The sequence below is a fragment of the Fictibacillus terranigra genome (assembly GCF_030412265.1).
GTDB lineage: Bacteria > Bacillota > Bacilli > Bacillales > Fictibacillaceae > Fictibacillus_C > Fictibacillus_C terrinigri.
The window spans coordinates 62,541-87,607 of the sequence record NZ_JAUHLN010000004.1; the positions used below are offsets into that span (position 1 = coordinate 62,541).

24 protein-coding genes and 3 pseudogenes are annotated in these 25,067 nt (G+C 36.9%); 19 read left to right on the forward strand and 8 right to left on the reverse strand.

Annotated elements, in window-relative coordinates:
- Window positions 1–10 precede the first annotated feature (10 nt).
- The 3 genes from QYF49_RS18250 (at window position 11) to QYF49_RS18260 (ending at window position 1,555) form a co-directional block, all read left to right on the forward strand.
- On the forward strand, window positions 11–490 hold the full coding sequence (locus tag QYF49_RS18250) for a GyrI-like domain-containing protein (protein WP_290401042.1): 480 nt from the start codon (window positions 11–13) through the stop codon (window positions 488–490).
- 18 nt (window positions 491–508) lie between these two features.
- Window positions 509–973, forward strand: a complete 465-nt coding sequence (locus QYF49_RS18255; protein WP_290401043.1) for a phage tail protein — start codon at window positions 509–511, stop codon at window positions 971–973.
- Window positions 974–1,132: 159 nt separating this feature from the next.
- A complete protein-coding gene (locus QYF49_RS18260) occupies window positions 1,133–1,555 on the forward strand; it encodes a DoxX family protein (RefSeq protein WP_290401044.1) in 423 nt (140 codons plus the stop codon).
- A 138-nt stretch (window positions 1,556–1,693) separates the two neighbouring features.
- Here the strand turns inward: QYF49_RS18260 and QYF49_RS25840 are convergent.
- Window positions 1,694–2,265 (reverse strand): annotated as a pseudogene (locus QYF49_RS25840) (LysR substrate-binding domain-containing protein); the annotation flags it as partial.
- 420 nt (window positions 2,266–2,685) lie between these two features.
- On the opposite strand from QYF49_RS25840, the gene QYF49_RS18275 reads away from it, so the two are divergent.
- The 6 genes from QYF49_RS18275 (at window position 2,686) to QYF49_RS18300 (ending at window position 10,229) form a co-directional block, all read left to right on the forward strand.
- Window positions 2,686–3,873, forward strand: coding sequence for a ComEC/Rec2 family competence protein (locus tag QYF49_RS18275; protein ID WP_290401047.1), 1,188 nt, complete (start codon window positions 2,686–2,688; stop codon window positions 3,871–3,873).
- Window positions 3,874–4,562: 689 nt separating this feature from the next.
- The gene (locus tag QYF49_RS18280) at window positions 4,563–4,883 is read left to right on the forward strand and encodes a hypothetical protein (protein WP_290401048.1); all 321 of its coding nucleotides are present in this window, start codon (window positions 4,563–4,565) and stop codon (window positions 4,881–4,883) included.
- A 377-nt stretch (window positions 4,884–5,260) separates the two neighbouring features.
- Window positions 5,261–6,970, forward strand: a complete 1,710-nt coding sequence (locus QYF49_RS18285) for a DUF262 domain-containing protein (protein WP_290401049.1) — start codon at window positions 5,261–5,263, stop codon at window positions 6,968–6,970.
- Between the two features lie 142 nt (window positions 6,971–7,112).
- Complete coding sequence (locus QYF49_RS18290) at window positions 7,113–7,628, forward strand: hypothetical protein (RefSeq protein ID WP_290401050.1); 516 nt, start codon at window positions 7,113–7,115, stop codon at window positions 7,626–7,628.
- 12 nt (window positions 7,629–7,640) lie between these two features.
- Window positions 7,641–8,792 (forward strand): DGQHR domain-containing protein, encoded by a 1,152-nt coding sequence (locus QYF49_RS18295; RefSeq protein ID WP_290401051.1) that lies wholly within the window; start codon window positions 7,641–7,643, stop codon window positions 8,790–8,792.
- A gap of 219 nt (window positions 8,793–9,011) precedes the next feature.
- The gene (locus tag QYF49_RS18300; protein WP_290401052.1) at window positions 9,012–10,229 is read left to right on the forward strand and encodes a DNA adenine methylase; all 1,218 of its coding nucleotides are present in this window, start codon (window positions 9,012–9,014) and stop codon (window positions 10,227–10,229) included.
- A 43-nt stretch (window positions 10,230–10,272) separates the two neighbouring features.
- Here the strand turns inward: QYF49_RS18300 and QYF49_RS18305 are convergent, their stop codons facing one another.
- The 3 genes from QYF49_RS18305 to QYF49_RS25845 form a co-directional block, all read right to left on the reverse strand.
- Window positions 10,273–12,171, reverse strand: a complete 1,899-nt coding sequence (locus tag QYF49_RS18305; protein ID WP_290401053.1) for a DUF2357 domain-containing protein — start codon at window positions 12,169–12,171, stop codon at window positions 10,273–10,275.
- A gap of 1 nt (window position 12,172) precedes the next feature.
- Window positions 12,173–13,930 (reverse strand): McrB family protein, encoded by a 1,758-nt coding sequence (locus QYF49_RS18310; protein WP_290401054.1) that lies wholly within the window; start codon window positions 13,928–13,930, stop codon window positions 12,173–12,175.
- Window positions 13,931–14,060: 130 nt separating this feature from the next.
- Window positions 14,061–14,426, reverse strand: a complete 366-nt coding sequence (locus QYF49_RS25845) for a YkyB family protein (RefSeq protein ID WP_354005852.1) — start codon at window positions 14,424–14,426, stop codon at window positions 14,061–14,063.
- A 91-nt stretch (window positions 14,427–14,517) separates the two neighbouring features.
- Between QYF49_RS25845 and QYF49_RS18315 the strand changes: the two genes are divergently transcribed.
- The 6 genes and pseudogenes from QYF49_RS18315 to QYF49_RS18340 form a co-directional block, all read left to right on the forward strand.
- Window positions 14,518–14,901, forward strand: coding sequence for a substrate-binding domain-containing protein (locus QYF49_RS18315; protein WP_290401360.1), 384 nt, complete (start codon window positions 14,518–14,520; stop codon window positions 14,899–14,901).
- 14 nt (window positions 14,902–14,915) lie between these two features.
- Window positions 14,916–16,034: a sugar MFS transporter gene (locus QYF49_RS18320; protein ID WP_290401055.1), complete on the forward strand. Its 1,119-nt coding sequence runs from the start codon at window positions 14,916–14,918 to the stop codon at window positions 16,032–16,034.
- A 64-nt stretch (window positions 16,035–16,098) separates the two neighbouring features.
- Entirely contained in the window at window positions 16,099–16,527 is a 429-nt protein-coding gene (locus tag QYF49_RS18325; protein ID WP_290401056.1) for a hypothetical protein, read from the forward strand.
- The gene (locus QYF49_RS18330; RefSeq protein WP_290401057.1) at window positions 16,461–17,120 is read left to right on the forward strand and encodes an aldose epimerase family protein; all 660 of its coding nucleotides are present in this window, start codon (window positions 16,461–16,463) and stop codon (window positions 17,118–17,120) included. Before QYF49_RS18325 ends, QYF49_RS18330 begins: the two co-directional genes overlap by 67 nt.
- A 12-nt stretch (window positions 17,121–17,132) precedes the next feature.
- Window positions 17,133–18,053 (forward strand): ribokinase, encoded by a 921-nt coding sequence (rbsK, locus tag QYF49_RS18335; protein ID WP_290401058.1) that lies wholly within the window; start codon window positions 17,133–17,135, stop codon window positions 18,051–18,053.
- Between the two features lie 170 nt (window positions 18,054–18,223).
- Window positions 18,224–18,313, forward strand: a pseudogene (locus QYF49_RS18340) (SEC-C metal-binding domain-containing protein); the annotation flags it as partial.
- Window positions 18,314–18,472: 159 nt separating this feature from the next.
- Here the strand turns inward: QYF49_RS18340 and QYF49_RS18345 are convergent.
- Genes QYF49_RS18345 through QYF49_RS18360 form a run of 4 tightly spaced genes read right to left on the reverse strand, consistent with a single transcriptional unit; the run spans window position 18,473 to window position 21,926 of the window.
- Complete coding sequence (locus tag QYF49_RS18345; protein ID WP_290401059.1) at window positions 18,473–19,777, reverse strand: MFS transporter; 1,305 nt, start codon at window positions 19,775–19,777, stop codon at window positions 18,473–18,475.
- 15 nt (window positions 19,778–19,792) lie between these two features.
- A complete protein-coding gene (locus tag QYF49_RS18350) occupies window positions 19,793–20,575 on the reverse strand; it encodes a carbon-nitrogen family hydrolase (protein ID WP_290401060.1) in 783 nt (260 codons plus the stop codon).
- Window positions 20,572–21,276, reverse strand: coding sequence for a DUF2848 domain-containing protein (locus QYF49_RS18355; protein WP_290401061.1), 705 nt, complete (start codon window positions 21,274–21,276; stop codon window positions 20,572–20,574). Before QYF49_RS18355 ends, QYF49_RS18350 begins: the two co-directional genes overlap by 4 nt.
- Window positions 21,273–21,926: a GntR family transcriptional regulator gene (locus tag QYF49_RS18360; RefSeq protein WP_290401062.1), complete on the reverse strand. Its 654-nt coding sequence runs from the start codon at window positions 21,924–21,926 to the stop codon at window positions 21,273–21,275. Before QYF49_RS18360 ends, QYF49_RS18355 begins: the two co-directional genes overlap by 4 nt.
- Window positions 21,927–22,201: 275 nt before the next feature.
- Here QYF49_RS18360 and QYF49_RS18365 point away from each other — a divergent pair, with 275 nt between their 5' ends.
- From QYF49_RS18365 to QYF49_RS18380, 4 genes and pseudogenes are all read left to right on the forward strand, one after another.
- Window positions 22,202–22,597: a VOC family protein gene (locus tag QYF49_RS18365; RefSeq protein WP_290401063.1), complete on the forward strand. Its 396-nt coding sequence runs from the start codon at window positions 22,202–22,204 to the stop codon at window positions 22,595–22,597.
- A 37-nt stretch (window positions 22,598–22,634) separates the two neighbouring features.
- Window positions 22,635–22,983, forward strand: a pseudogene (locus QYF49_RS18370) (VOC family protein).
- Between the two features lie 150 nt (window positions 22,984–23,133).
- Window positions 23,134–24,216 carry a PQQ-dependent sugar dehydrogenase gene (locus tag QYF49_RS18375; RefSeq protein ID WP_290401064.1) on the forward strand — a complete coding sequence of 361 codons (1,083 nt, stop codon included), beginning with the start codon at window positions 23,134–23,136 and terminating at the stop codon, window positions 24,214–24,216.
- Window positions 24,217–24,298: 82 nt separating this feature from the next.
- Window positions 24,299–24,754: a hypothetical protein gene (locus tag QYF49_RS18380; protein WP_290401065.1), complete on the forward strand. Its 456-nt coding sequence runs from the start codon at window positions 24,299–24,301 to the stop codon at window positions 24,752–24,754.
- Window positions 24,755–25,067 lie beyond the last annotated feature (313 nt).

The window sequence follows — 25,067 nt, forward strand, 5'->3', positions numbered from 1 at the left end:
GGTATTGAACATGGCGAATTATACCCTGGAAGAAAAAGAAGGCTTTACCGTGATCGGTCTTGGAACGGAGCTAAAGAGCGATTACACAGACTATGCGGGGATTCACAAGGAAAAGGCAGACTTTTGGCAGGCAGTCGGCCAGGATGGAAGGCTGGATTCGTTAAAATCCATGGCGTCAAATGACTACATTTTTGCGGTGAATGAAGCGGTGAACAACAAGATGATGCATTATGCCGGCGTTATGACAGAGGAACAGGCACCAGAAGAAGCAAGAGTGATCCAATTTCCTAAAGGGGAATACGTAGTGGTCAAAGGGGAAGGGGAATCGGCTGATGATCTGAATAATAAGCTTGCGGCAGTTGCCTTTGGGCAAGTCCTGCCAGAAGCAAAGAATGTGGCCTATGTTGGCGGACCCAATGCATCGGTTGAGATGGGGCAGCGTAACGGCTTGATCTATGGTGAAATGTGGATTCCTGTTATCCGAAAATAATCGTAGGGAGGAAAGGCAATGAGCTATACCGTTGATTTTAAAAATGTGTCTGAAACAGGTCTGGAGGCTTCACCTGCAGCAGAAGCGCTTGCTGGTTTACGTGCGAATGAAGCCCGTTACTTCATGAACAAATACAAGCACGAATTTACAGTTGTACCAGCCAGCGAAAGCCAGGAGACACTTGATTATGTGAACCGGATTCTAAAAGAAGAACGTGATATTGAGTTTGCGGCCAAACCTTTGGAAACGTCGAGGTTTCAAGTGGAAAACATCCAATTTGCCTACGTCTTTTATGAGGATGGTCTTGCGGTCAACGTCATGTATACAGTGGATAACCCCAAGAAGCGGGCCGTTGGTTTTAAGCTTTCTGAAGGGATGGAGATCCCAAAGGAGCTGGAAGGAAAGTTTAAGTTTGCCAGACAGAAGTCCAAACTCGCTGGAACCATTCGGGGCTCGTTCTTTGTCATTAAAGGAGAATATTAAAGGAAACAAAACCGTATAGTAGATGAAGCTATCATTTTCAAAGAAGTGTTTACAAACGTCCATGATAGTCTGCTATCTTATTTAACCACGAGCATTCTGATGATATGGGCACTTTATTTCCGTTTTGGTAATCATATGCCATTATGAGGAGGGAAATAAATGAGTAAGATTATTGGTACGGAAACAACCGCGAAAGTAGAATCAAGGCCCCAAGGAAAAATGATTTCCTATTGGTCAGTTACATTACTACTCACAGCAGCTATTATGTTAAGTGGTATCGGTCAACTGATGCAATTTGGGGGCAACGTCGAGCTAGTGACGAAGATTGGTTACCCATTATACATCTTGACCATTCTTGGGATATGGAAAGTACTTGGATCCATCGCTCTCGTCGTACCAGGTTTTCCACGGCTTAAAGAATGGGTTCACGCTGGTATCTTCTTTTTAATGACTGGTGCAGCTTTATCTCATGCGTTTGCTAACGATTATGGTGATTACGGCTTTAATATTATCCTTCCGCTTTCATATGCCGCACTAAATATTGCCTCGTGGGCGTTGCGTCCGAAAAGCAGAATGCTTTAAGGAGGCGGTGGAATGGCTCGTTCTTTGTTATCAAAGGGGAGTATTAAGGTAAGTGGAGTTAATGGCACGGCTAATCCCTAGAAGAAGTAAGCAACAGACACTTTATGATCTGTTGCTTTTTTTTTATGCATATGAGTTCTACAGAACAAACTGCTTAAACTTCTGCACAGAAGGCGGTACATATCGTCCCTCAACCCAGGCAATTCCGATTGTCCTTTGGCATTGCGGATTTTGTATAGGGATTTGGGTGATTTTGCTTTGATCTGTTCCTTTTAAGTTTGGGAGAATGGAAATGCCGAGGCCAGCTGCAACGAGTGCTGCCACCGTATCGGCTCTTCTCCTTCAAACGTAATCTTAGGGGTAAGCCCCGCCTCCTGAAATAATTGCTCGACGGTGATGCGAAGAGAAAACCCTTCTTTTAAATGGATAAAAGATTCGTCCGAGATTTCTTCCAGGGTGATGTCCTTTCGATCAGCGTACTTATGGTCTTTCGGAACGATGACATAAAGCTCCACATTCCATAGTTGAGTCCAGACAATGGGGGATTTGCTCTCCATCGGCGCTATAAGGCAGAGGTCAAATTCCCCCGCCATCAGCTGGGAAATCAGCTAATGGGAAGGCCCTTGCCCAAGCCGGAAATTAACCTTGGGATAGGACTGGCGAAAAGAAGAGAGCAGATCAGGAATACGGCCTATACTCAGGGTGTGTAAAATCCGATTGACACTTGCTTTGGGCAGTTGTTTCGAAGATTGGGCAGAGTGGGAAGAGGACATCTGAGAATTTTTCAATTAAATTGAAAAATATGTAATATAATGTATAATTTAAAATAAGAGAGAGGAATAGTCATTGTATTAAGTTGGTTCTAATTGTGCACGAAAAGTTTATAAAAAAAACTCTATTAATATTATATAGATTCCATTTGCCAATTTATGATTTTAAAAAACTTACAGGTGACTAATATAATCAACAATGTCTAAGATTCCTTCTTGCATAGTGCTAATCTTAATTAGTGCATTATCACAGGGTTTTTTTCTTTGACTTCTAATTATCTACTCAACGACAAGGGTCATCATAGATCTAAGCTAAATTTTTGTGAACTAATTACCATTTTTTAAAAGGAGTAAAGTGTTATGAGTACACTAAAGGTTTTGAATGTGGGGCAGGGAGATTCTTCAATACTTTCTATAGAAAAAGGATGTCTCTATAATGAGCACGACATTTATATAGATTTGGGTAATGGTCAATATGATGTATCGCAGGCTGGTGCACCTCTTCACAATAAAATATTAATATTATCACACGCACATCAAGATCATATTGGAGGGCTTTTATTTTTTATTAATTCATTAGGTCATAAAAATGGGCTGAAAGAGATTTGGATGCCATTGTTTTTTGAAGAAATTTCTTTAATTACAGATAAAATACTAAACCTTAGAGGTATCCAAAACGTTTCTTATATTAACGGGGCATTCTTAAGTGCAAAGAATACAGTTTCTGCTTTTCATTTATTACATAAACTATCAAAATCAACTTCTATTAAGATGATAGGTATTTATGAGGGCAGGCGAAGTTGTAATCATTTTGATTTTTTTCATCCTTTATTAGATCCAGAAACTATACTTGGATTGACCGAAAAGGAGATAACCGAATATATTAATAAGCTTGAAAAGAGTAATTTTGCAGAAATTCGACAATGGTTTTCAGAACCATACGCACAAGAATTAATAAACATTTTAGAAAGACATCGGTTTAGAGATGGTATAGAACATTTATTCTTCAATAACCTAGAGATTTCAAATTTTAGTTCGTTGAGAACTCGTTTTTCTTATGGTCTCCTTCTAAAATTAAGAGAGTCTATTGTTAAATTTGTGGAGAAACCAAGTGATTCTTCTTTTATAGCTATATTTAATGTGCTTAAAAAATCAAGTAATGATTGTAGTATTGTTTTTAAATTTATAAAAAATAAATTAGATGTCCTGTTTACGGGTGATATAAGTAAAAAGATCCTAACTTATTTAACAATAAAACATTCCTTAACGGCGACGGTGCTTAAGATTCCACACCATGGAAGTAAACATAATTTAAATAAGAAGACATTAAAATTAATAAATCCGACATATGCGATTATTAGTCACGGAAATAAAAAATTCGGCAGGCAAAGCGATCCACATCCTAATAAAGAAATTATTGAAATGTTGGAAAGTTTAAATGTTTCAACTCTTTATACCAACGATGTAATTAAAAATGAAAAAATCCTTATAAAAAAACCATCTAATATTAATTTCGGACCTCATATTGAATATTTTGATAAATATTAAGTAATTATTTCTTTTGACAGATACATAAGTCAAGAAATACTCCTATTAGTCCTTAGGAATCAAGCAGCGCCTGTTGTTCCAGCCTTTATGGAGGCTTAAGACGTTCTCCTATTAGACGAACTATTCTAAGCATTGAATGACGATAACTTCATGTCATGGTCGAAACACTAAAGGAAATAAAAGAAGACAATATCATCCTCTTTGCCACACACGATTTTAATGTTGAGGAGATTCCATTATTAAATGAAGTCATTGCGACGAATTATGGGAATATAAGGAATATTGAAAGTGGCTTAGATAAGAAAAAACCAGCTTCTATTAAATATTAGGAGGGCCTATAGGTAATAAATTACCGGTGTGCCGTCCTATTTGCACTTCTCGGATGTCTCATAAACACTGATGTGAGTATAATCTTTTTCGAATAATTCGACGAGACATCCACTTCTAGCTTCGTCACTCTATCTATTCCTCTAATGTACTGGTTCTAGTATAGGCTGGACGCTTGCTGGGTTGTTTTGGAGTGACTTTGGTTGACCAGAGCAACCTTTACTTGAATTGAAAAAAATACAGGGGACTTTGTATTGGTGATAAAAAGAAGGAAACATTATATACTTTGAGTGGTTTTGTAATGTATAATTATGGAAGCGTTTTATACAGCTTAAAAAGCTATGATATTATGTGGAGGGTTTATGAATAGGATTAATGAAGAGATACTAAATATAAACAAAGTCATATGTAGAAATATTGATAGATTTGATGCCACTGACAGAGGGTTATTGTCACAAAATATTCTTTCACAACTTAGAAATTTTGTAGAGCATATTTCATTAAAGGCATATAGCAAGGGGCAGGACATTGAAAACAGTTATAAAAACATAGAGAAAGCAAATGCTTATGTTAAATCAAGAGGGAATTTAAAATTTTTAAATAAATTCCACAAGCTTTTGCAAATTACTTCATCTCACTATACGCTTAATGAAGAAAATTCAGAAAGACCAGAGCCGAATTAAATTAATCGTGTATTAGAAATTTTTTTTAGATAGTTCAACAAATTGGTATCCTGGTAGAGTAATGGATTAAATATGTTTAATAGGTCTTTAAGTGATTAAAGATTAATAAAATAAGTTGATCGTAAAAAACTATCTAATATAATAGGTTTGTAGTTAATAAAATCAGCAATGGCAACTTGTTGTAATCCGTGTCCGGATAAAATACTGACGTGAATTGTAATTATGTGAAAGATTACTGTGAATATTATATGATTTAACAAACTATTAGGATGAAAATTAGAATAACAATGGGCTACGTGTTTAACAGTAATTAATTATGGGAATTATAATTTTCTTGAAATATTGGAAATAAAATGATTATCAAGGAGGTACATAGAGTGAATAAATTTGATGCCCATAAACGAACTGTTATGGAAGTGTTTACATATATTTATAAAATCCCGTTTTATCAAAGGGGTTATTCATGGAAAAAAGAACAAGTTAGGCAGTTTTGGGAAGACTTAATGTTGGTTTCAGAGGAAAATCAAAAAGAGTATTTTTTAGGATCAATTGTACTAAATGAAAAAGAAAATACTTTTGAAGTTATAGATGGGCAACAAAGATTAACTACAATTACAATTTTTCTTTGTGCGATTAGAGATTTTCTTTTGAAAAATCAAGTGAATGATAATGCTATGAATATACATCAAAATTATATAGCTAAAAGAGATGTTAGGGGGAATGATAAATATAGACTTACACTTTCAGAAGTAAATATGAAGTTTTTTGAACAATTTATACAAACACCAATTAATGCAGAAGGAAGAAAGACTTTAGAAGACTATACTATTATGCCTTCTTCAAAGAAGACCGCAAGTAATACTAATTTATTAGATGCCTATAACAACATGATGGAATATATAGATGATTTTGTAAAACAGAATAATGATGAAAATTATGATGCCCTGTTAACTATATTAGAAATAGTAATTTATAGATTTTTAATGATAAGTATTAGTGTTACAAGTGACTCTGACGCTTACATAATTTTTGAAACGTTAAATGATAGGGGCATGGATTTATCGACAGCAGACCTACTAAAAAATCATCTATTTTCAAGAGCATATGCAGATGATTTACGTAGAATCCAAGAGGATTGGAAAAACTTAACTACGTCGCTAAATCAAATTAATATTACTACATTCTTGCGTCACTACTGGTTAGCTAAACATGAAAGAGTAACTGATAAAAGGTTGTACGAAAAAATAAAGAAGCATTTAGAAAAAGCCCACGTTACAGTCAAATCATTTGTTGAGGATTTAGCAAATAGTGCTGATATATATGTCAATATTTTAAATCCTTCATACGATTATTGGGGTAATTATAGTATCGTGAGAAGCTTAGAAAATATTAATAGCTTAAATTATAAAGCAGCATACTCAGTCATTATGATTGGTAAGTCTAAGCTTAATGATGTCGACCTATTAAAATTGATCGAGTCATGTGAAAAATTTCTTTTTAAGTACACTACTATAGGAGGGAATAGTCCTAGTGACGTAGAGAAGTTTTTTACTATATTAACAAAGAAATTAAAGGAAGAAGGAAGTGAAGGTATAGACGGAATTTTCAGTTTATTTCAGAAGAAACAACCTACCGATAGCCAATTCATGTTAGATTTTTCTATTAAAGTAATATCAAAACAAAAGGTGCAGAGGTATATCCTAGAAAAATTAAATGAATATTTAGGTACTAACGAAACAATAGCTAACAATTCTCAAATTGTACACATTGAACATATTATGCCAAAACAACTTAGTAATATTTGGGATGAAACTCTTGATGGATATGATGAAGTTCCCGATGATTATATAGATAGAATCGGTAATTTAACTTTGCTAAAAAATAAACTTAATCAATCAGCCTCGAATAAAAGTTTTCAAGAAAAGAAAGATAAATATTACAGTGCATCAGAATTTAAAATAACTAAAGAACTACTAAAATATTCTGATTGGAACTTTGAGAGTATTTATAATAGACAGAGAGAATTAGCTGAGATTGCAGTTCATATTTGGAAAATATCAGAATCTCAATACTCTTTTAATAATTAATAAAATGTTCAATATTAAATCCTTAACCATTATAAATCTTGGTTAAGGATTTATAATTGTGCTTTGTATCTTTTATTGTGGTGAATAGGGATATAATGTAAAATATTCAAGAGCATATAACAGTTACGAAAGGAGGGGTATTATGGAAAATACAACGATCTGGTATAAAGTATCTGATTTTATTAAAGCTTTACCAAGTTTAATAATGGACACTTTTTTTTGGTTATTATTCTCCTTCGGAATTATCTTTGTAAATATATTTATTATTATGGGAATGAAATCAATTTCTTTTAATAAAGTTATTGAGAGATTTGATATTGCTTTATGTATATTAACAACAGTGGTTTGCTTTTTAGTTGGAATAATTTACCTTATGTATTTAAGTGAAAAGAAGAGAAGATTTGTTTTTGCTTGGTCAATAGTATTTGCTGCTATAGCGGCATGTTTATCGATAATTTTGATGATTCAAATAGAGCTGAATACATCATTCTTCAAAAAAGGATACGTTAAAACAGGATTGTATATTACCTTTATTTTTTCAATCATATTGGCATTAATTTCTAAATACGATGAAACAAATATGAGAGATAGAACTTATGGTGCAGAGAGTAGAGAAATAGATGAAATTACAATTGGAGGTAAAGAATTTAAATTGTAAGGGGGAATTAGGTTGAATATTAAGTTACATACCATTAAAGTAAAGCAGCCTATTGGTCAGCTCTACATAACTAAAATATCCGGAAAACTTCTTTATCAGATGGCTAAAGCAGATATAATGAAGATAGCTAAAGAAGAAGATAGAAAAGAAAATGAAAAACTTAAAGATAAACAACTATATGAGGGAATTCAAAGAAAACTAAATGAAAATAAAGTAAAGAGTATAGAGGGATACTTAACAGCCTATGATGCAACTTTTCCAACGTCCATTATATTAAATATTAATAAGGATAAATTAGTAAGTCTTTCTGAAAATGAAATGATTATAACAGAAAGCGAAAGTACATTTTCAATTATAGATGGGCAACATCGATTACAGGGATTTAGAAATTATAAAAATAATCAAGAATTCGAAGTAATTGTTTCAATATATATAAATTTAAATAGAGAACAACAATCCAGAATTTTCACAACCATCAACTCTGAGCATACAAAGGTTGATCCATCAATAAGTTTTTATCTTGAAAAAAATGACACATCATATACTCCTAGGAAAATTGCAGCACAGATAGCTGCTACATTTAATATTGACACAAAGTCTCCATGGAAAGGAAAAATTAAGCTATTAGGGACAAAAGATGATTATTCTAACGACGGAATTATAAGTTTAAGTGCGTTTGCTAAACCTATTTTGGATAACATTTATCCGGATGAAGATTTTTATAAAATTAGAAATGAATTAAAAGAAATTAATTCAGAAAACGTAGTTGATGTTCTACAATTGTTTAATTATGATAAGGGTAAATATATATTTTGGGAGCTGTATGCTTCTCAATATGATAAAGTAATTTATAAAATATTATTTAATTATTTTATGTCTCTGAAAAAAGTGTTTAATAAAGATTGGGGAAATCCAAAAGGACTGTTAACAAAAACTACAGGATACAACGCGATAATGGCTCTTTTAAAAGTACTATATAAAATAGGCTATTATAAAGGAGATTTCTCAGAAGAGTTTTTTTATTCATACATAATAAAACTTAAAAGTTTAGATGGTAAAATCAATTCAACAAATTATGGAGCTTCAGGATTAAAAGCATCTAATGAGTTATACTATGAATTCCTAAAACTTCTTAATTTAGAATTAGCAAATAAAAATAAATAAAAAAATTCAGATGTTGCTTACTAAAAGGAACATCTTTTTTTATTTAAAATTAAATATTATAGATTCTTATAAATTGTAAGGGTAGTTTTCAATGAGTAAAATAGTGGTGAATACATGTTCAGGTAGCCTTAATCTACCATAAAATTTATTTGAATGGTATAATTGTATTTTAAGCGAATGTCCATTTTTTACTTCGGATTCGTGAAAGGGCGTATTGTAATGAAAAATTTTAACTATACTATATCTAAATCTAGAAATACAATATCCTATTATAATGAGGTACCACATATTATCAAATATATGGGGTCAAAGCGAAATATAATGGATTTTGTAATCGAGGGCATAAATAAGTGTTATACAGGGGGACAAATAGTTGATCTATTTGCTGGATCAGGTGTATTGTCTGGTGCATTACGAGATCAAGTTCCAGTATTATCAAATGATATTCAAAGGTATTCAGCAATTCTATCCAATACCTATTTAGGTAGTTATGATTGGAGTTCTTATCCTAATATTCTTAATGAAATTGTTTCGATTGCTACAAATAAAGTAGAAGAGATTAAGAAAACTTACCCTGAATTAAATTACGTGTACCATTCTGATCTTACTTTAGAACAATTTAATAATATAGAAAAAGAGCAGCAACAACTTTTTGAATACGACTTTTCGGATATAAAATATCATTTATTTATAAAGAATTATTCTGGAACATATTGGTCATTTGAACAATGCCTTTGGATTGACGTAATAAGGTCAATTGCAGAGGAGTATAAGAACACAAATATTTTTAATTTAATTATTGCGTGTTTAATGTTTGCAATGTCGTATAATTCACAAAGTACGGGACATTATGCTCAGTATCGGGATGCAAATACAGAATCTTCAATGAAAGATATTTTGATATATAGAAAGAAGAATATATTACCGTATTTTATTCGGAAATTTGAAGAATTGCAACAACAATTGGGTCAGCACAACCACACCCATAGTGTAGTATCAATGGATTACTTGGACTGCTTAGATATTATTGCACCGAATTCTACTGTATATGCAGATCCTCCATATTGTTTTGTTCATTATTCGCGGTTTTACCATGCTCTTGAAACTTTGGTTAGATATGATTATCCTGAAGTTAAGTATAAAGGACGATATAGAACTGATAGGCATCAATCTCCTTTTTGCATTCGTACTAAAGTAAAAAATGCCTTTCAGTTAATGTTTGAAAAGGTAAGCATCAAACAGTCAAACTTGGTACTGAGTTATAGTGATACAGGAATGATAGAGTTAGATGAGATAATTAGTTTAGCTAAAGAAGTATTTGGTATTAAATACGAAATTGATTTTCTTCTTGAAGACTATTCTCATAGTACAATGGGGAGAAAAAAAGATAGAAATCGTGAAGTGATTGAGGGGTTAATTTTAATAAAGTTAATTTAGGTTAAAAAAGAGGCCACTGATCTGTGGCCTCTTTTTAATTCTATCAATAGTTCCTCATACAGAAACCGAGTTCTTCTCGATAAATATAATTTTGAGAAAGTATATCAAGTGTATTTTTTAAAAAAATGGTTAATTTTTCTTTTTGTTCTACGAATGATTCACCTGGCTTTAGTGGGAATGCACCAATTGAGGGTAATGAAAAATTATTAGAATAATTTTTATCAGGTTGTCTTACAAATAGGGATGCCTCATTAAAAGTATCAGGATAGAGGATGTACACTCCCCTAGTTCCTAAAATTGCATCTCTATATGCATGTGCTGTATGTATATCATTTTTGGAATAACTCCCTTCTTGAATTGACTCACCTTTAATCATTTTTTCTAATTTGTTTTTATCTAATTTAAATTTAGAATCAAAATGAATCCAGTGACTTTGAACCTGGTTTTTTATTCTTAAACTTATATCTGGATGATATAGACTATTATCATATGTGCCTTCCCACAATTCACTTTTTTCTTGCTTAAAGTTTCGGTTATAGAATAGTTCTACTTCAATATCTTTATAATTAAAGAGGACATTACTCTGTTTGTTTTTTTCTAAGTTTAACTTATATCCTTTTTCAGTTTTCACAACAAAACGTGATGCTGAAAGTGTTGAACAGGTACATATAGTTTTTAAGCTGTAATATATCTGAAAAAAACACCAATACTCATAAAGTTCAGAAACAGGGCGTAAGTCACCGTTAATGTTATCAAACTCAAAAATGTTTGATTTTAGTTGAATACCTAATTCAAAAGATTGCATGGCTTGAATAAATTCTTTATACCCACTTCTTTTTTGAAAAACCATGGAATTATGTATATTAGTAAATTTTCCTATTTGTTTAAATATTGGTTCTTGTAAATATTCCTGTATTAATGTCAAAGAATTTGTAAGAAATATCTTACTATTAAAATATTTTTGGGGGATATTAAATAATAAATTTTGTATCAGTTTTTCAAGTTCTTCAAGGGAAAATTTAATATATTGATTTTCTTTAGTATTTACCGAGTGTTCGATTTCTTCTTTAAAATATTCTAGAGGTCTAAATCCTCGAAACTTTTCAGTATACGAATCCTTTTTTTTCCATTTTAATTTTAATGCGTTTATTCCAAATTCAGTTAAGTCAATAACACCAGGGAAATTTAGTTCTTCTATCTGGCTTTCATAACTCAGCCTTGAATGGGGATTAGATAAGATAGTTTGAATAGCTAATGGCAAATTATTTTCACTAAGTAATTTTCTGAGCTGTAAGTTAATTACTTGAAAGGAAGTATCTTTTAATAAAGAATCAGAATCAAGTATGATTTCTGTAGGATTATCAAGAGATAAAATTAACTCTATATGTATATTGGCTAAGTCATTCAAAAGTTCTTTAAAATCGCTTTCATAGGAAAGCTTATTACTTACAACTTCAAACTCAAATATATCTGCTGAAAGAACATTATCTAGATATATAGATGAAATTCCTATAAAATTTTTGTAGTTTATTCGTCCAGATAAAAATGTAAAACCTTCAGTTTCATACCATGTATCAGAATTGTTAAGTGTAATATAATTTTGAAGCTTTAAATTTGTTATTGGATAAATGGGGTTTTTTGTTAATATTTGCTGCTGTTTTATACTAGATTTAGATATTGGTACGGATAATATAAAGTCATACTCGGTTTGTTCACGTAAACATAGGTCTCTAAATAAATCAGATCTATCTTTTCTTACAATTAAATTAGGTACAGACGGAGAAGAAGTAATGTTTAAATATAATTTCATATTAGCTGTTATTCGACTAATTATTACCTCTGGTCCAATAGTCTCTAGGTTTTTTGGGAATAAAGAAAAAGTACTTCTCTTACTAATTATATTTTTACTGAATTCATAATTAACCTTACTTAATGAAATCATATTACACCACGAATCCACAGTATCCAGAGTTTTGAAGGTTTCTTTCCATCGATTTTAACTTATGAAAAGATCGTGGATATATGACTTCACCATTAGCCTTGCAAAATTCAACTAATTTTGGTAGTAGGGTGGCTAATTGCTTTCTATTACCATGTATTTTTGGAAGTATTTTCTGCATAAGAATTTCATCAAAAATAATATTATTAATATTATTCTTGTTTAACCACTCAGGCACGTCATCAAGTTGTCTCTTGAAATTATTTAGAACATTATAATAATCATTGCATTCTCTAATAACCCTATAACCAAACGGGAAGTTGTTTTTTAGTATTTCATAAACATCATCTAAAAAGTCGATTAGCTCTTTTTGAATATTATCAGAAGATAATTCACTCAAAAATAATTTATAAGCTTTTTCTAAAGGTATAGTAGATTGATACTTAGAATTTTCTTCTTCATTAAAAATTGTAGATGGCTTATCTGTATTTTTTTCTATTACAAACGCTCTGTCTAATACTTTTGGAGAGAACATATATGTAGTTTCATCTATATTTACAGTACCAATAAAATATACGTTTTTCGGTATATATAACCCGCCATTTTCAATCGCTTCATTGATTAGTGAAATATAAGTATAGCTGTATTTAAATGTTTTTTTCAAAAGTAAAAGGTCCTCCACTGATAAGAGAGGTTCACTAAGTAACTTTGGATGTTTGGCTGTTTCAATTAGAGATAAAAACCTTGCAAAGTACATTTCAACATGAGATAAATTCATTTCATCAAATATAATAAAAAAGGGTAAATCAGAATTTTGTGCGGAACTTGCTTTTAATAAAAGATTTATCAAGGGGGTAGTTTCATATTGTTCGCCTGACTCAGAAAAAGGATTTTTATATCCAATTAAATGCCTCCCATCTTTCCACCCGGCTTCAATGGGAATGAATGCCAAATTATAATTCCTATCTATATTATAATATGGGTTAAGAGAGGCAGCTAATCGTCTGATTCCATATGTTTTACCAGTTCCGCTTGGACCTGTTATAATGATTAATTGCTTTGAAGATAATGAAGCAAGTATATGTGTGTCGATTGGAATATATTTATTATAATTTATGTTTTCTTTTGAATAATTTTCAGGAACTAGAGAATTCCCTGAAAACCAACTTTCCAACTGTGATTCTGTTAATCCAAATACTTTGTGGAAACCATACCAAATACACTGTTCTAAAAAGCTTCTTTTAAATTCTGAATCTTCAGCGTTTTCACTCCAGCCAATTGTATTTAATCTATTCAATATTAGGTTTTTAACTAATACCCCTATCTCTCCATGGGAAAAAACTTTTGAAAAATTGTAAGGTACCTCATCGGCACGAGCATCCTCAATTCTTGATGCACCAGAACTGGTCAATATACCTCGTAAATTAGTAAATGATTTTTCATCAAAATCTTGCTTATGCATAACTCCTTTCATGTTACTAGAAGAATTTTTAAATACTTCAATATTTCTGTGATGACTAAAAATTACTGCAAGAGCACAAAAGTAGCCTACCATATTGGGGTATTTCTGTATTTCAAACCAAAAAGAAGGGAGAGGATCATCCAATTTTTTAATACCCAATATACCTTTTAATTGAGACGGATCAATAACATTTGTAGTAGCTTCATTTTCCATATAATTTTTTAATTTGCCATCTTTTATTATAGAAATAATTCGAATAATACCGTGTTTAGTTCTTGATGTCTTTAACTTAGTTAACATGAAGTTTTCTCCTTTAATTCCTTAGTTATATATAGTAATAAATTCATGTTAACATATTGATGTAATATTAATAATGAGATTTTAGTTAACATTTTAATGGGGAAATCTAGAATTAGTAGTATTTTTATGACTAACCATTTAGATAGGGTGAGAAACCTTTATAAGATTTTATTTTAGGTGTGTTTTTTGAGTGAATGGATTTACTTGAGGGCAAACCGTAAGTCTCTAATATTTTTTTTGCTTGTTTTAGAGACATATGGATTTTGGGGTTACGGTAGTCTGTATCAATAGGTATAACTTTAAATTTTCCCTTATCTTCCTTTTGTACGGGTATATGGAAATAGAAGTTATCAACACTAACTAATGTATATAGTTGTGGTCGTGTATAACACGGATTAGATAATAAATTTAATGAAAACTTTTTTGCTTTACCCTCTTCCAAGAGTTTCAATATTGCTTTTTTCTTTAATTGGTAAAGGCCTGGAGCTGTTCGCAATCATTTGCGGTCCGTAGAACACGACGCCGGGGCGTGAGCGTTTCATCGGCTACAACTCGAGGATTATAACCTGAAGCTGGACGAGCGTTATATTTTTCAAGGGGACTTTGGAGAGCGAAGCGGCTATCAGGCAGCTCACGAGTTTTACTCCCAGAACGACCGTCCAACTGCCATCTTCTCGTCCAACAACTTGATGACGACCGGGTGTGTGAAAGCCATCGGTGATCTGGACTGGAAGCTTGGCGAGGAAATCTCGTTTTTCGGCTTTGACGATGTGGATATTGCCACGTTCCTGAACCCGAAGCTCAGTGTTGTTTCACGTCCGATGAATGCGGTGGGGGAGATTGCATTTCAGCTCCTGCATGAACGGATTCATTTTAAGGGTGAGATGCCGAAGCGGGAGTACAATCTGTCACCGGAACTCATTATTCGTGATTCCTCCCGGCTGCGTTTTCCGGAGGATACTTCCTCGTAGCGATTCCGGCGTCGATGGTCATCAAGAAAATGAGTTACAAGTTTGCGATTATGACAGGCCTTCTGTTTTATATCGTCGGCTGCTCGTTGTTTTATCCGGAGTCACACATGGGGACGTACACGATGTTCTTGGTTGCGATCTTCGCGATTGCGATTGGGCTAAGCTTTTTGGAAACGGCGGCGAATACGTACAGCTCGATGATCGGGCCGCGAAAATTTCGCATTCTACGCTTGAACATTTCTCAAACGTTTTATCCGCTTGGTTCTATCGCAGGGATTTTACTCGGAAAGTACCTGGTGTTCCAGGAGGGGGCAAGCCTTGAATCACAGATGGCGAAAATGTCTCCGGCTGAAGCGCATGCGTTTGGGTTGAAGATGCTGCAGCATACGCTTGAACCATATAAATATATTATTTTCGTACTGATTGCCATGTTTGTCTTGTTTGCTTTGACGAAGTTCCCGATCTGCAAGCCGGTTGCGAATCGTGCAAAGAGCGCAAAAAAGGCACCAGGAATCGGGTTGACGCTCAAATATTTGGCAGGCAACAAACGCTTCAAAAAAGGGATTGCAGCACAGTTTTTATATGTAGGAATGCAGGTAGCCGTTTGGTCGTTCACGATCCGTCTGGCACTTGATCTGAACCCGGATTTCAATGAGAGAACGGCTTCCAACTTCATGGTCTATAGTTTTGCGGGCTTCTTTGTCGGCAAGTTCATCGCGAACTTCCTGATGGCACGCTTCTCATCTTCAAAGGTCTTGTTCGGTTATTCCATTCTAGGATCGGCGATGCTGGCATATGTCATTCTCGTGCCGAACATGACGGCAGTTTACGCGGCCATCGTAGTAAGCATGCTGTTTGGACCTTGCTGGGCAACCATTTATGCTGAGACGCTTGAAGTGGTAGATAAGAAGTACACGGAAACAGCAGGAGCGATTCTCGTAATGTCGATCGTCGGCGGCGCGGTCATTCCAGCTATTCAAGGCCACGCATCTGACGCGTTTGGCTCCATGCAGACGGCGTTCCTCGTATCGATGGCGTGCTTCGTATATGTCGGCATTTACTTCTTTGGTGAAATGAAGAAGCAAAAATCTGGAGTGAAGAAGACTGATGAAACGATCGAAGTGGCTCAGTAAAAATAGAAAACCTGCGGGGCAGCCATTGCTGGCTGCCTGGACGGGTTAATTTAGCAGGAAAGGGATGCTAGAAATGAGAGGAACCATTGAACTTCAGCGCGAATTTTTTAAAGAAAGCAAAAAAGTAATCTATCGAGATCATGAATTTACAGCAAGCCTATTCCGCTATCCGTCAGGGGTGGAGGCGATTGAGCTTACCAACTCACGGGGGCGAATGGTTGTGCTGCCGTATATGGGACAGATCATCTGGGATCTTGAGTTTGACGGTACAGATCTGAAGATGAAGAACATGTTCTCACAGCCGAAAAAGGTCAATGCGATCGTGGATACATACGGTTGCTTTGCGTTTCACTCCGGCTTGATCGCCAATGTTGTCCTGGACCTGACGATGACCATGAACTGCACGGTGAAATGGCGTGTGCCGAGATGGACCGGGCATGGCTGGAAATCAGTGAAGAAGGAATCAGTGTTTGCGGGGAAACGGAGTATGTGAAAGGTTTCGGACATCACTATTTATCGTCTCCGAGTGTTAAAATGATGAAGGAAAACTCATTCATTGAGATGAATATGAAGGTGAAGAACCTGTCATGGTCCGGCATGCCGCTTCAATACATGTGCCACACGAATTATGCGTATGTGGATGGTGCAGAGATGAAGCAGAACATGCCGGACGATTGCTTAGTGCTTCGGGAATCGATTCCAGCCCACGTGAAGCCGACCGAACAATGGCTGGCGTACAATAAAAAGCTGTTGAGCGGGGAAGAAACGCTGAACGTGCTGAACAAGCCGGAGATGTATGACCCGGAGATTGTCTTTTTTGCGGATAAGCTGGATGCCTACGATGAGGAAGCAGAATTTGAGATGACGTCACCGGATGGCACGTCATTTTTCACGAAGTTCTCAACTGCGGAATTGAACCATGCGACACGCTGGCTTTTGCATAACAGCGACCAGCAGGTAGGCGCATTCGTCCTGCCTGCGACATGCCGGCCGGAAGGATTTTTGGCCGCAGAAAAAGCAGGAACATTGATCACGTTAGGTGCCGGGGAAGAGCGTTCCTTTACGGTCGTGACCGGGAAGAAATAAGGAGGAAGAAACATGGATATTGCAGTGATCGGATCCAACATGGTTGATCTCATTTCATACATTGATAAGATTCCAAAAGAAGGAGAAACACTTGAAGCGCCGGACTTTGAAATCGGATGCGGCGGAAAAGGAGCGAACCAGGCAGTAGCGGCAGCGAAACTTGGCTCCAACGTCATGATGGTTACGAAAGTCGGAGATGATTTGTTTGCCGACAACACGATCAACAACCTGGAGAAGTACCGCATTGATACGGAATTTACCGTCAAGGTGCCTGGCACCTTAAGCGGGGTTGCGCCGATTTTTGTGGATCCTGAGTCCAAGAACCGCATCCTGATCATTAAGGGAGCGAACCAGCATCTTGCACCAAAGGATGTGGATGGAGCGGCAGAAAAGCTGAAGCAGTGCTCACTTATCGTCCTGCAGCTGGAGGTTCCGCTTCCTACCGTATACCGTGCCATTGAGTTCGGAAACGAGCATGGCATTCCGGTGATTTTAAATCCGGCACCGGCCTCAAAGGAACTGGATTTTGAGTATGTTTGCAAAAGCGACTTTTTCATTCCGAACGAAAGCGAACTGGAAATCTTAACAGATATGCCGGTGGACACCGACGACCAGGTTCGAGTGGCTGCCATGACCTTGATCGAACGGGGCGTGAAAAACGTGATCGTAACGATGGGAAGCCGGGGAGTGATGTGGGTGACAAAGGATGATGTTCAAACGGTCGCTTCACATAAAGTGGATGCAATAAACACAACGGGTGCCGGCGATGCGTTCATCGGCTGCTTCTCTCATTATTTTGTTCAGAGCGGTGATGTGCTGGAGGCGATGAAAAAAGCGACGGCGTTTGCGGCATTAAGTGTGATGAAGCGCGGGACTCAGACTTCATATCCTGGTTTGGAAGAAGTAGAAGAGTTTTTAAAAGAGAGAGTTTAAATCTTCGGACTAGTTGACTGGTATAATAAATGAGAAGGCGGGTGTAATCACTCGTCTTTTTATTTTGGCTGTTTTAATAGATCGTTGCTTTGGATCAATCTTATTAACAATGGCGGCAGCCTGGAGGAAAGCAAGGGTCTAATATGGCAACCGTGCCAGGTTCCAATGTCATACCATTTCGGACAAGTGAAAAAACAGGCCGAAATGAGCCTTGCCCGTGCGGAAGCGGGAAAAAGTATAAGAAGTGCTGCGGGAAATGACATTAACAGATTCATACAAAGCGCGGTACTCAAACTTCCTATCCAAGTGTGGAGGAAGTAGATGCGTTCTTTCAAACGATCGTTTAATAAGCAGAAAAACCCTGTCAGCAGCAAACAAAAGGCTGTGTGACAGGGTTTTTCTTTTAGAAATATTGGAAATTATTTCGGTTCCGTTAACGGACGATCCGGCTTAACAGCAAACCACAAAACAACAGCAGCAAGGATCGGCATGATCGAAATGATGAGTGTATTTTCCCAGCCGACCGTCTGGGCAAGCCATCCACAGAGCAGAGGGGATAAAAATGCGCCAATGTTGCCCCAGAGGTTCATCCAGCCTGAAACGGAACCGGAGAATTCATTCCCGAGGTCAACAGCTGCAGCCCATGAAGCCACTACCGGAAACCCAAGGGAACCAAGGGAGATGGTTAACCAGAGGACATTCATCCAAGGGGTAGTCGCATAGGCAGCCAGGTACATGGATATCGAAAAGACAATCAGTCCCCCTATGGCTAAAGCACCGCGGGCGATGAGCTTCGACTTGCCAATTTTAACAAGATAATCTGATATGGCACCGCCCGTCATAACGGTTACAAAGATACAGAGCCAAGGAAGGCTAGCTGCGAAGCCCATACTGGCCAAAGAAAAGTCTCTCGCTTCTTGAAGGTAAGTAGGAAGCCATACTAAAAAGAAGGTAACGATATAAAGGACCACAAAGTATTGTAAACCGAGTGCCCAAAAACGGCCATTCTTTAAAAAGGCTCTCCAAGGAGCAATCTCTTTCTTCTCTTCTTGTACCGTTCGATTTTCAAGAATGTATTGAGTTTCTTCTTTACTGATAAAGGGATGATCTTCTGGTTTATTTCTCCCGAGCCAGTACCATAAAAAGGCCACGACTACTCCTAGAAAGCCAAAAATATAAAAAACAGCCTCCCATCCCCATTGTTGAAAGATAGCTACGGTCAGAACCGGAGCAATAACCGGTCCGAAGTAGGAACCAGCCAATAATGCACTGGAAGCACGTCCTTTTTCCTGTTTGGGAAACCAATACGTATTAAACACGGCATTTCCCGGATACATTGGTCCTTCTCCAACACCAAAAAGAAAACGAACAGCGGCTAGTAGACCGTGTGATTTTACAATGGCCGTCAACCCAGTAAAGATGGACCACCAGACTAACGCAAAAAACACAATCTTTCTGGCTCCGAAGCGTTCAGCCAGCATTCCCGCTGGAATTTGTGATAAAGCATAGCCTAATGAAAAAAAGGAAGCAAGCAGCCCAAACTGTACCTTTGTCATATTTAAATCGTCCATCATAGGCTTCGCAATGACCGCGATGTTGGAACGGTCCATATAGGCGATCAAACCAATAACAAAGAATAATAAAGCGAGCCACCAGCGTACTCGTGAACGGGGTTTTGTGTTACCGCTGAATTCCATTTCTTGTTTGCTTATGGGTTGCTCCATTTTTCAGTGACCTCCTCAAATTTTATACAATTCCGGTCTTCTATCCTTCAGCACCGGCATCCTCTCACGGACGGAGGAAACGGAGTCAAGGTCAATTGTGGCATAGAGAATGGTTGGTTCTGAACCTGCTTCCGCAATAATCTCTCCCAATGGGCTGATGATCATAGAATGTCCATTGAAAACATCATTTTCGTTTCGGCCGGCTGCATTGGCTCCAATCACAAAGAATTGGTTTTCAATCGCTCTTGCGCGAAGGAGTATTCTCCAGTGTTCTTCACGCTGGATCGGCCATTGCGCCGGAACGAAAAGAACCGATGCATTTTCAGCCGCGTAATGGCGCATGAGCTCAGGGAAACGAATATCATAACAAATCACTGTACTGGCCCGATGGTTACCCAAATCAAACAACGGAGAATCAAGACCGCCTTTTAAATACTGGTCTTCCTTCATAAGGCCAATTAAATGCATCTTGCTGTATGTATTAATGAGCTCTCCTGATGGGTTGTAGCTCAGGCTTGTGTTGTAAACACCGTCTCCCCGATCGGCTGTGAACGAACCGCCAATCAGCCAAATTTGGTGCTGTTTTGCTTTTCTTAATAAAAAGAGGCTTGTTTCTCCATCAATGGGTTCACTGTGTTTGCTTAAATGCTTAAAATCATAACCGCTTAACCACATCTCCGGCAGGACAACAATCTCTGCTCCGTTAGAAACGGCTTCATCAATCTTTTGCTCGGCATTCAACAAGTTGCTTTCGCGATCCCCCTGAAGCACATTTAACTGGCATACCGCTACTTTCATTTCACTGCCTCCTTTGGTAATAGACAATCTGAGTTCTCAACAGGTACAACTTTATATTCCAGTTCGATCTCTCTTTTCAAGACAGGATCAGTTAACGTCATCCGGTAGGCGTCCGCATATTTAAATTTTCCGCCTTTGATGGGTACGGTTCCGCAGAATAGGATTGTCCCTTCCTGGTCGATACGGTCTCTTTCTGAAGCAAACTTTAAGATGTCAGTAACAGGGAGGACAGAAGAGATGCTGCCATCCTGATAGATCACCCATTCATTTTCCGTGAAAATTTCACATTTCAGCTTCAGTTCATCCCAATGAGGAAGCAGTTCTTCCAGAGGCCATACGGTTTTACCAATTGGTTTTGGACATACTTGTTTGGCGTATGGAATGCTTATCGCTTCAAGTAAGCGGTCCGTATGATCTGATCCTACGGTCACATAATTACCTTGTGGTGTAATGACCAGAACGAATTCGACTTCTCCGGAAGTTTTTTCACCTAAAAGCTGAATCTGATCTTCCTGGGTTACAAGAAGATTACTGACAGGGTAGACCATAGGGATTTCTGGGGGAGCGGGAATTCCTTCATTTGCCAGCTCGTCAATATGATGCTGAACCGATTCCTGGTTTCTGCCGGAATACCCAATGCATACACTTTGCTTTATCTCGATGGTTACATCCTCAGAGTTATCTACAGAAAATCTCATCATTCATCCTCCTCGTTTATTTCTTCCAGTGCTGATTTTGTTTTCTCAAGGTGAATCCTCATGGCATCCACCGCATCACCGTTTTTTAACCCCTCAACTATTTTTTTATGTTCGTCAATTACTTCTTCACAACGGTTTTCACGGTGAATAACCTGGACTCCAATTCTGCGGAACAGATCGGATATTTGTTCCGAAATACTAATCAGCCTTTTGTTTTCTGCAAGGTCATATAACGTTTTATGAAACTCCCGGTCGAGGATAATGAATTGATCTTCATTGCCCTGACTCATTTCTCGTTCCATTAAAAAAATAATGTTCTCTAACTCTTCTAAACTCTTGTCGCTGATAGAAGAGCTGATTTTTTTTACAATATGTAGTTCCACAAGCATTCTAAGCTCAAAAACATCCTCAATATCTTTTTTTGTAACAGGGCTGACAAATGTCCCCTTATAAGGGATGGATACGAGCCATCCTTCTGTTTCAAGGGATTGAACGGCTTCTCTAAAAGGGGTTCTGCTAATATTGAACTCTTCTAAAGCTCTTTTTTCTGTAATCACCTCGTTTTTTTTGAAAAGCCCGTTGATAATCGCTTCTTTCAGAATGTTGTAAGCTTGCACTTTTAATGGGTTAGCATGGAACGATCGACTTTTCATTACTTAGCACCTCAGATATATAATATATAATATATAATACAGATTATTCAGATAATAGCAAGAGCATTGTTGTTTTTGCCGTAAATAAAACAAAGAAGCAGGTCCATGCTGGTTCCTGCTTCTTTGTTTATTTTCTTTAGTAAACCTTACATGCAAATATTTGGGTGATTCCATAGAATATGATTCTGCTAATTGAATTTATTTCCATGTCCGTTATACTAATTAATAGGTAAGTGGTGAAAGCGCAGTCATATTTAGAAAAATAGGAGGGTATCATGGGAAGATTAGTTCATTTTGAAGTTCATGCAGATGACATGGAACGTGCAAAGAAGTTTTATGGAGAGGTATTCGGATGGTCATTCGAAGATTGGAGTGAATATGCAGGAATGCCTTACTTTGGAGCAGTGACGGGCAATGCGAATGAACCAGGAATCAACGGTGCTTTGATGCAGCGGCAAAGTGCTCCGCCGGAGCCAAACCAGCCTTTAAATGGATTTGCCTGTACCATGGGAGTGGAAAATTACGATTCTACTGAAGCTAAAATTTTGGAGAATGGCGGCAAGGTAGCCATGCCGAAATATGCCCTGCCAGGAATGGCGTGGCAAGGTTACTATATTGATACGGAAGGGAATATATTCGGAATTCATCAACCCGATGAGAACGCAAAATAGAATCTATGATCATTAGATTAATAAGGTCGGTCAAATCATGTTATATGTAAATGACCAAGATGCGGCAGTGGAATTTTGGAGAGAACAACTACAATTTACCGTAATTTCTGATGAAGATCACGGCCAAGGAATGAGATGGATTGAAATGGCGCCGACAAAGGGAACAGAAACAAGCATCATTCTGCAAAATAAGGAATTCGTTGCTAAAATGTCACCTGGGTTAAATCTTGGTACTCCTTCTTTGATGTTTTTCACAGAAAATCTCGATAAATTACATGATGAACTATCAAGAAATTGTAACTATTCCTTCGGGCAGAGTATTTAACTTTGCAGATAATGAAGAAAATTACTTTGCCGTCCTGGAAAAAAGTAAACAGCCACAATAAATAAACATATAGAAGATGCTGCTCAGATGGAATTGGTATTGAAGGAGTTCATTGGATTGAGCTCCTTTTTGTCGTTGTTCCAAAAAAACCGTTGTTCATTCTATTAAATATATGGCTAAACTATATTTATAGTAAAACAGCAAAATGGGGGTGTTCGTATTGAGACGGCTGATCTTCACACTAATTTCGATCGTCTTTATTTTTGGATGTTCACCGGAAAATAAAAACACATCCGAAAAGAACGGTAAGGATGCAAAAGAAGTGGCGGCAAGACAAGCTGAGGTAATCTCAACAGATTTAGAAATCCCATGGAATATTAACAAACATGATCATACCTTTTATATGAGTCAACGGCCAGGCTATATCATTCGAGTTAATGGGGAGAACGGTTCGAAAACGGTTCAGAATGTAGAAGCTGTGAAGAATGTCCTGCATGAAGGCGAGGGGGGATTATTAGGTTTTATCCTTGCACCTGACTTTGATACTTCTCAAGAGGCGTTTGCCTACCATACCTACAAACAGGATGGTACTGTTTTTAACCGCATCATCGTTCTTAAACTTAACGGCAACAAATGGACGGAAAGAAGGATCATCCTGGAGAGGATCCCGGGAGGAACCATACACAATGGCGGACGAATTAAAATTGGACCCGATGGAAGGTTGTATGCTGCTGCAGGTGATGCAGGGAATCCAGAAAATGCTCAAAACACGAAAAGTCTGGCAGGGAAAATCTTGCGAATGGGGTTAGATGGTACTGTGCCGAACGATAACCCATTTCAAAATTCTTATGTGTATTCCTATGGGCACCGAAATCCACAAGGGTTAGCCTGGGATCATAACGGAAAACTGTATAGCTCTGAGCATGGCCAAACGGCTCATGATGAAATTAACTTGATTGAACCCGGAAAGAACTATGGATGGCCGGTCATTGAGGGCAATCAGCAGGCTCCGAATATGGTCTCTCCTTTATTTCAATCAGGGGATGAGACGTGGGCTCCATCAGGTATTGCGATTAAAAACAATAAAATGTATGTTGCCAATTTACGTGGTGAAAGTATTCTCGTGGTTGATTTGACTTACAAAACCGTAGATACTTTTTTTAAAAACGCAGGGAGAATGCGGGATGTGCTGATTGAAGATCGTTCCATATACTCGATTACGAATAATCGTGACGGGAGAGGCAATCCGCGAGAAGGCGATGATAAATTAATCAAACTTCCTTTAGAGAATTGAACACACCCGCCTTTCGAATTTTTTTAGCAAAAACTTTTATGCCACATAGGATATAAAGAATTTTCAAAAGTGGGTGAAGGTGTTGAATCATTATTTATATAGACAGGATTGGACCGCTGTTTTGCAGCTTTTAAATCAAAGCTTACATGCCGAAGAAATGGTTTGTTCAATGAGTACACAACTATTTCACATCCCGGCAGCCGCAAATATAAAAGGAAATGCAGAAATGCATAATCATCTTGTTCCAGCTTCTTATCATCGAGTGACAGCAGCAGGAAGTGCACTGCGTTTACGGAATGGTGAAACTCACGCATCGATTATTCAAACTCTGACTTCATGTGTAAATAATGCACTAAGACAAGATCAGGAAGTAATGAAAGGGTTACGTATCATGAGGGACAATGCCCCTAATCCGTTTAGATCCACTATAGAAATCGTCATCAGATGGCAGCAGCAAGCAGAACAAAGTTTAACCTCAGCTAAACAGCTTTTAACACAAATGGTATTTGAAACGCAAGATCAATATCAAAGTCAATAAACAGAAATGTTTAATATAAATTGCTATGGAGTAGAGCTTACCGCTTACTCTTTTTTTGTGTGTGGCTTCATTATAAGACCGTCCCTGAAGATCCCTGTATTCTAAACATTTGTTCAGCGGCAAACTGCCTTGTTTGTGCCTTCCATAGGAGTATAGGGGCGCTGGTGTTTTTAAGCTGAATCTTGCAGGATAAACCCATAGCTGTCCTTGGTGTCAGCCAGGTTTTCCTAAAGGCGAATCCGAAATTATCGATATAAATACCTGCAATTTTAGTTGTGTGGACAAGGAGATTCCTGAATTTTGTAGAAAAAAT

What these genes read in the sequence shown, in the direction of transcription:
- QYF49_RS18250 (WP_290401042.1), top strand. Translation starts at nt 11, where the DNA reads ATGGCGAATTATACCCTGGAAGAAAAAGAAGGCTTTACCGTGATCGGT.
- QYF49_RS18255 (WP_290401043.1), top strand. Translation starts at nt 509, where the DNA reads ATGAGCTATACCGTTGATTTTAAAAATGTGTCTGAAACAGGTCTGGAG.
- QYF49_RS18260 (WP_290401044.1), top strand. Translation starts at nt 1,133, where the DNA reads ATGAGTAAGATTATTGGTACGGAAACAACCGCGAAAGTAGAATCAAGG.
- QYF49_RS18275 (WP_290401047.1), top strand. Translation starts at nt 2,686, where the DNA reads ATGAGTACACTAAAGGTTTTGAATGTGGGGCAGGGAGATTCTTCAATA.
- QYF49_RS18280 (WP_290401048.1), top strand. Translation starts at nt 4,563, where the DNA reads ATGAATAGGATTAATGAAGAGATACTAAATATAAACAAAGTCATATGT.
- QYF49_RS18290 (WP_290401050.1), top strand. Translation starts at nt 7,113, where the DNA reads ATGGAAAATACAACGATCTGGTATAAAGTATCTGATTTTATTAAAGCT.
- QYF49_RS18300 (WP_290401052.1), top strand. Translation starts at nt 9,012, where the DNA reads ATGAAAAATTTTAACTATACTATATCTAAATCTAGAAATACAATATCC.
- QYF49_RS18305 (WP_290401053.1), bottom strand. Translation starts at nt 12,171, where the DNA reads ATGATTTCATTAAGTAAGGTTAATTATGAATTCAGTAAAAATATAATT.
- QYF49_RS18310 (WP_290401054.1), bottom strand. Translation starts at nt 13,930, where the DNA reads ATGTTAACTAAGTTAAAGACATCAAGAACTAAACACGGTATTATTCGA.
- QYF49_RS18320 (WP_290401055.1), top strand. Translation starts at nt 14,916, where the DNA reads ATGGTCATCAAGAAAATGAGTTACAAGTTTGCGATTATGACAGGCCTT.
- QYF49_RS18325 (WP_290401056.1), top strand. Translation starts at nt 16,099, where the DNA reads ATGCTAGAAATGAGAGGAACCATTGAACTTCAGCGCGAATTTTTTAAA.
- QYF49_RS18330 (WP_290401057.1), top strand. Translation starts at nt 16,461, where the DNA reads ATGGACCGGGCATGGCTGGAAATCAGTGAAGAAGGAATCAGTGTTTGC.
- rbsK (WP_290401058.1), top strand. Translation starts at nt 17,133, where the DNA reads ATGGATATTGCAGTGATCGGATCCAACATGGTTGATCTCATTTCATAC.
- QYF49_RS18345 (WP_290401059.1), bottom strand. Translation starts at nt 19,777, where the DNA reads ATGGAGCAACCCATAAGCAAACAAGAAATGGAATTCAGCGGTAACACA.
- QYF49_RS18350 (WP_290401060.1), bottom strand. Translation starts at nt 20,575, where the DNA reads ATGAAAGTAGCGGTATGCCAGTTAAATGTGCTTCAGGGGGATCGCGAA.
- QYF49_RS18355 (WP_290401061.1), bottom strand. Translation starts at nt 21,276, where the DNA reads ATGATGAGATTTTCTGTAGATAACTCTGAGGATGTAACCATCGAGATA.
- QYF49_RS18360 (WP_290401062.1), bottom strand. Translation starts at nt 21,926, where the DNA reads ATGAAAAGTCGATCGTTCCATGCTAACCCATTAAAAGTGCAAGCTTAC.
- QYF49_RS18365 (WP_290401063.1), top strand. Translation starts at nt 22,202, where the DNA reads ATGGGAAGATTAGTTCATTTTGAAGTTCATGCAGATGACATGGAACGT.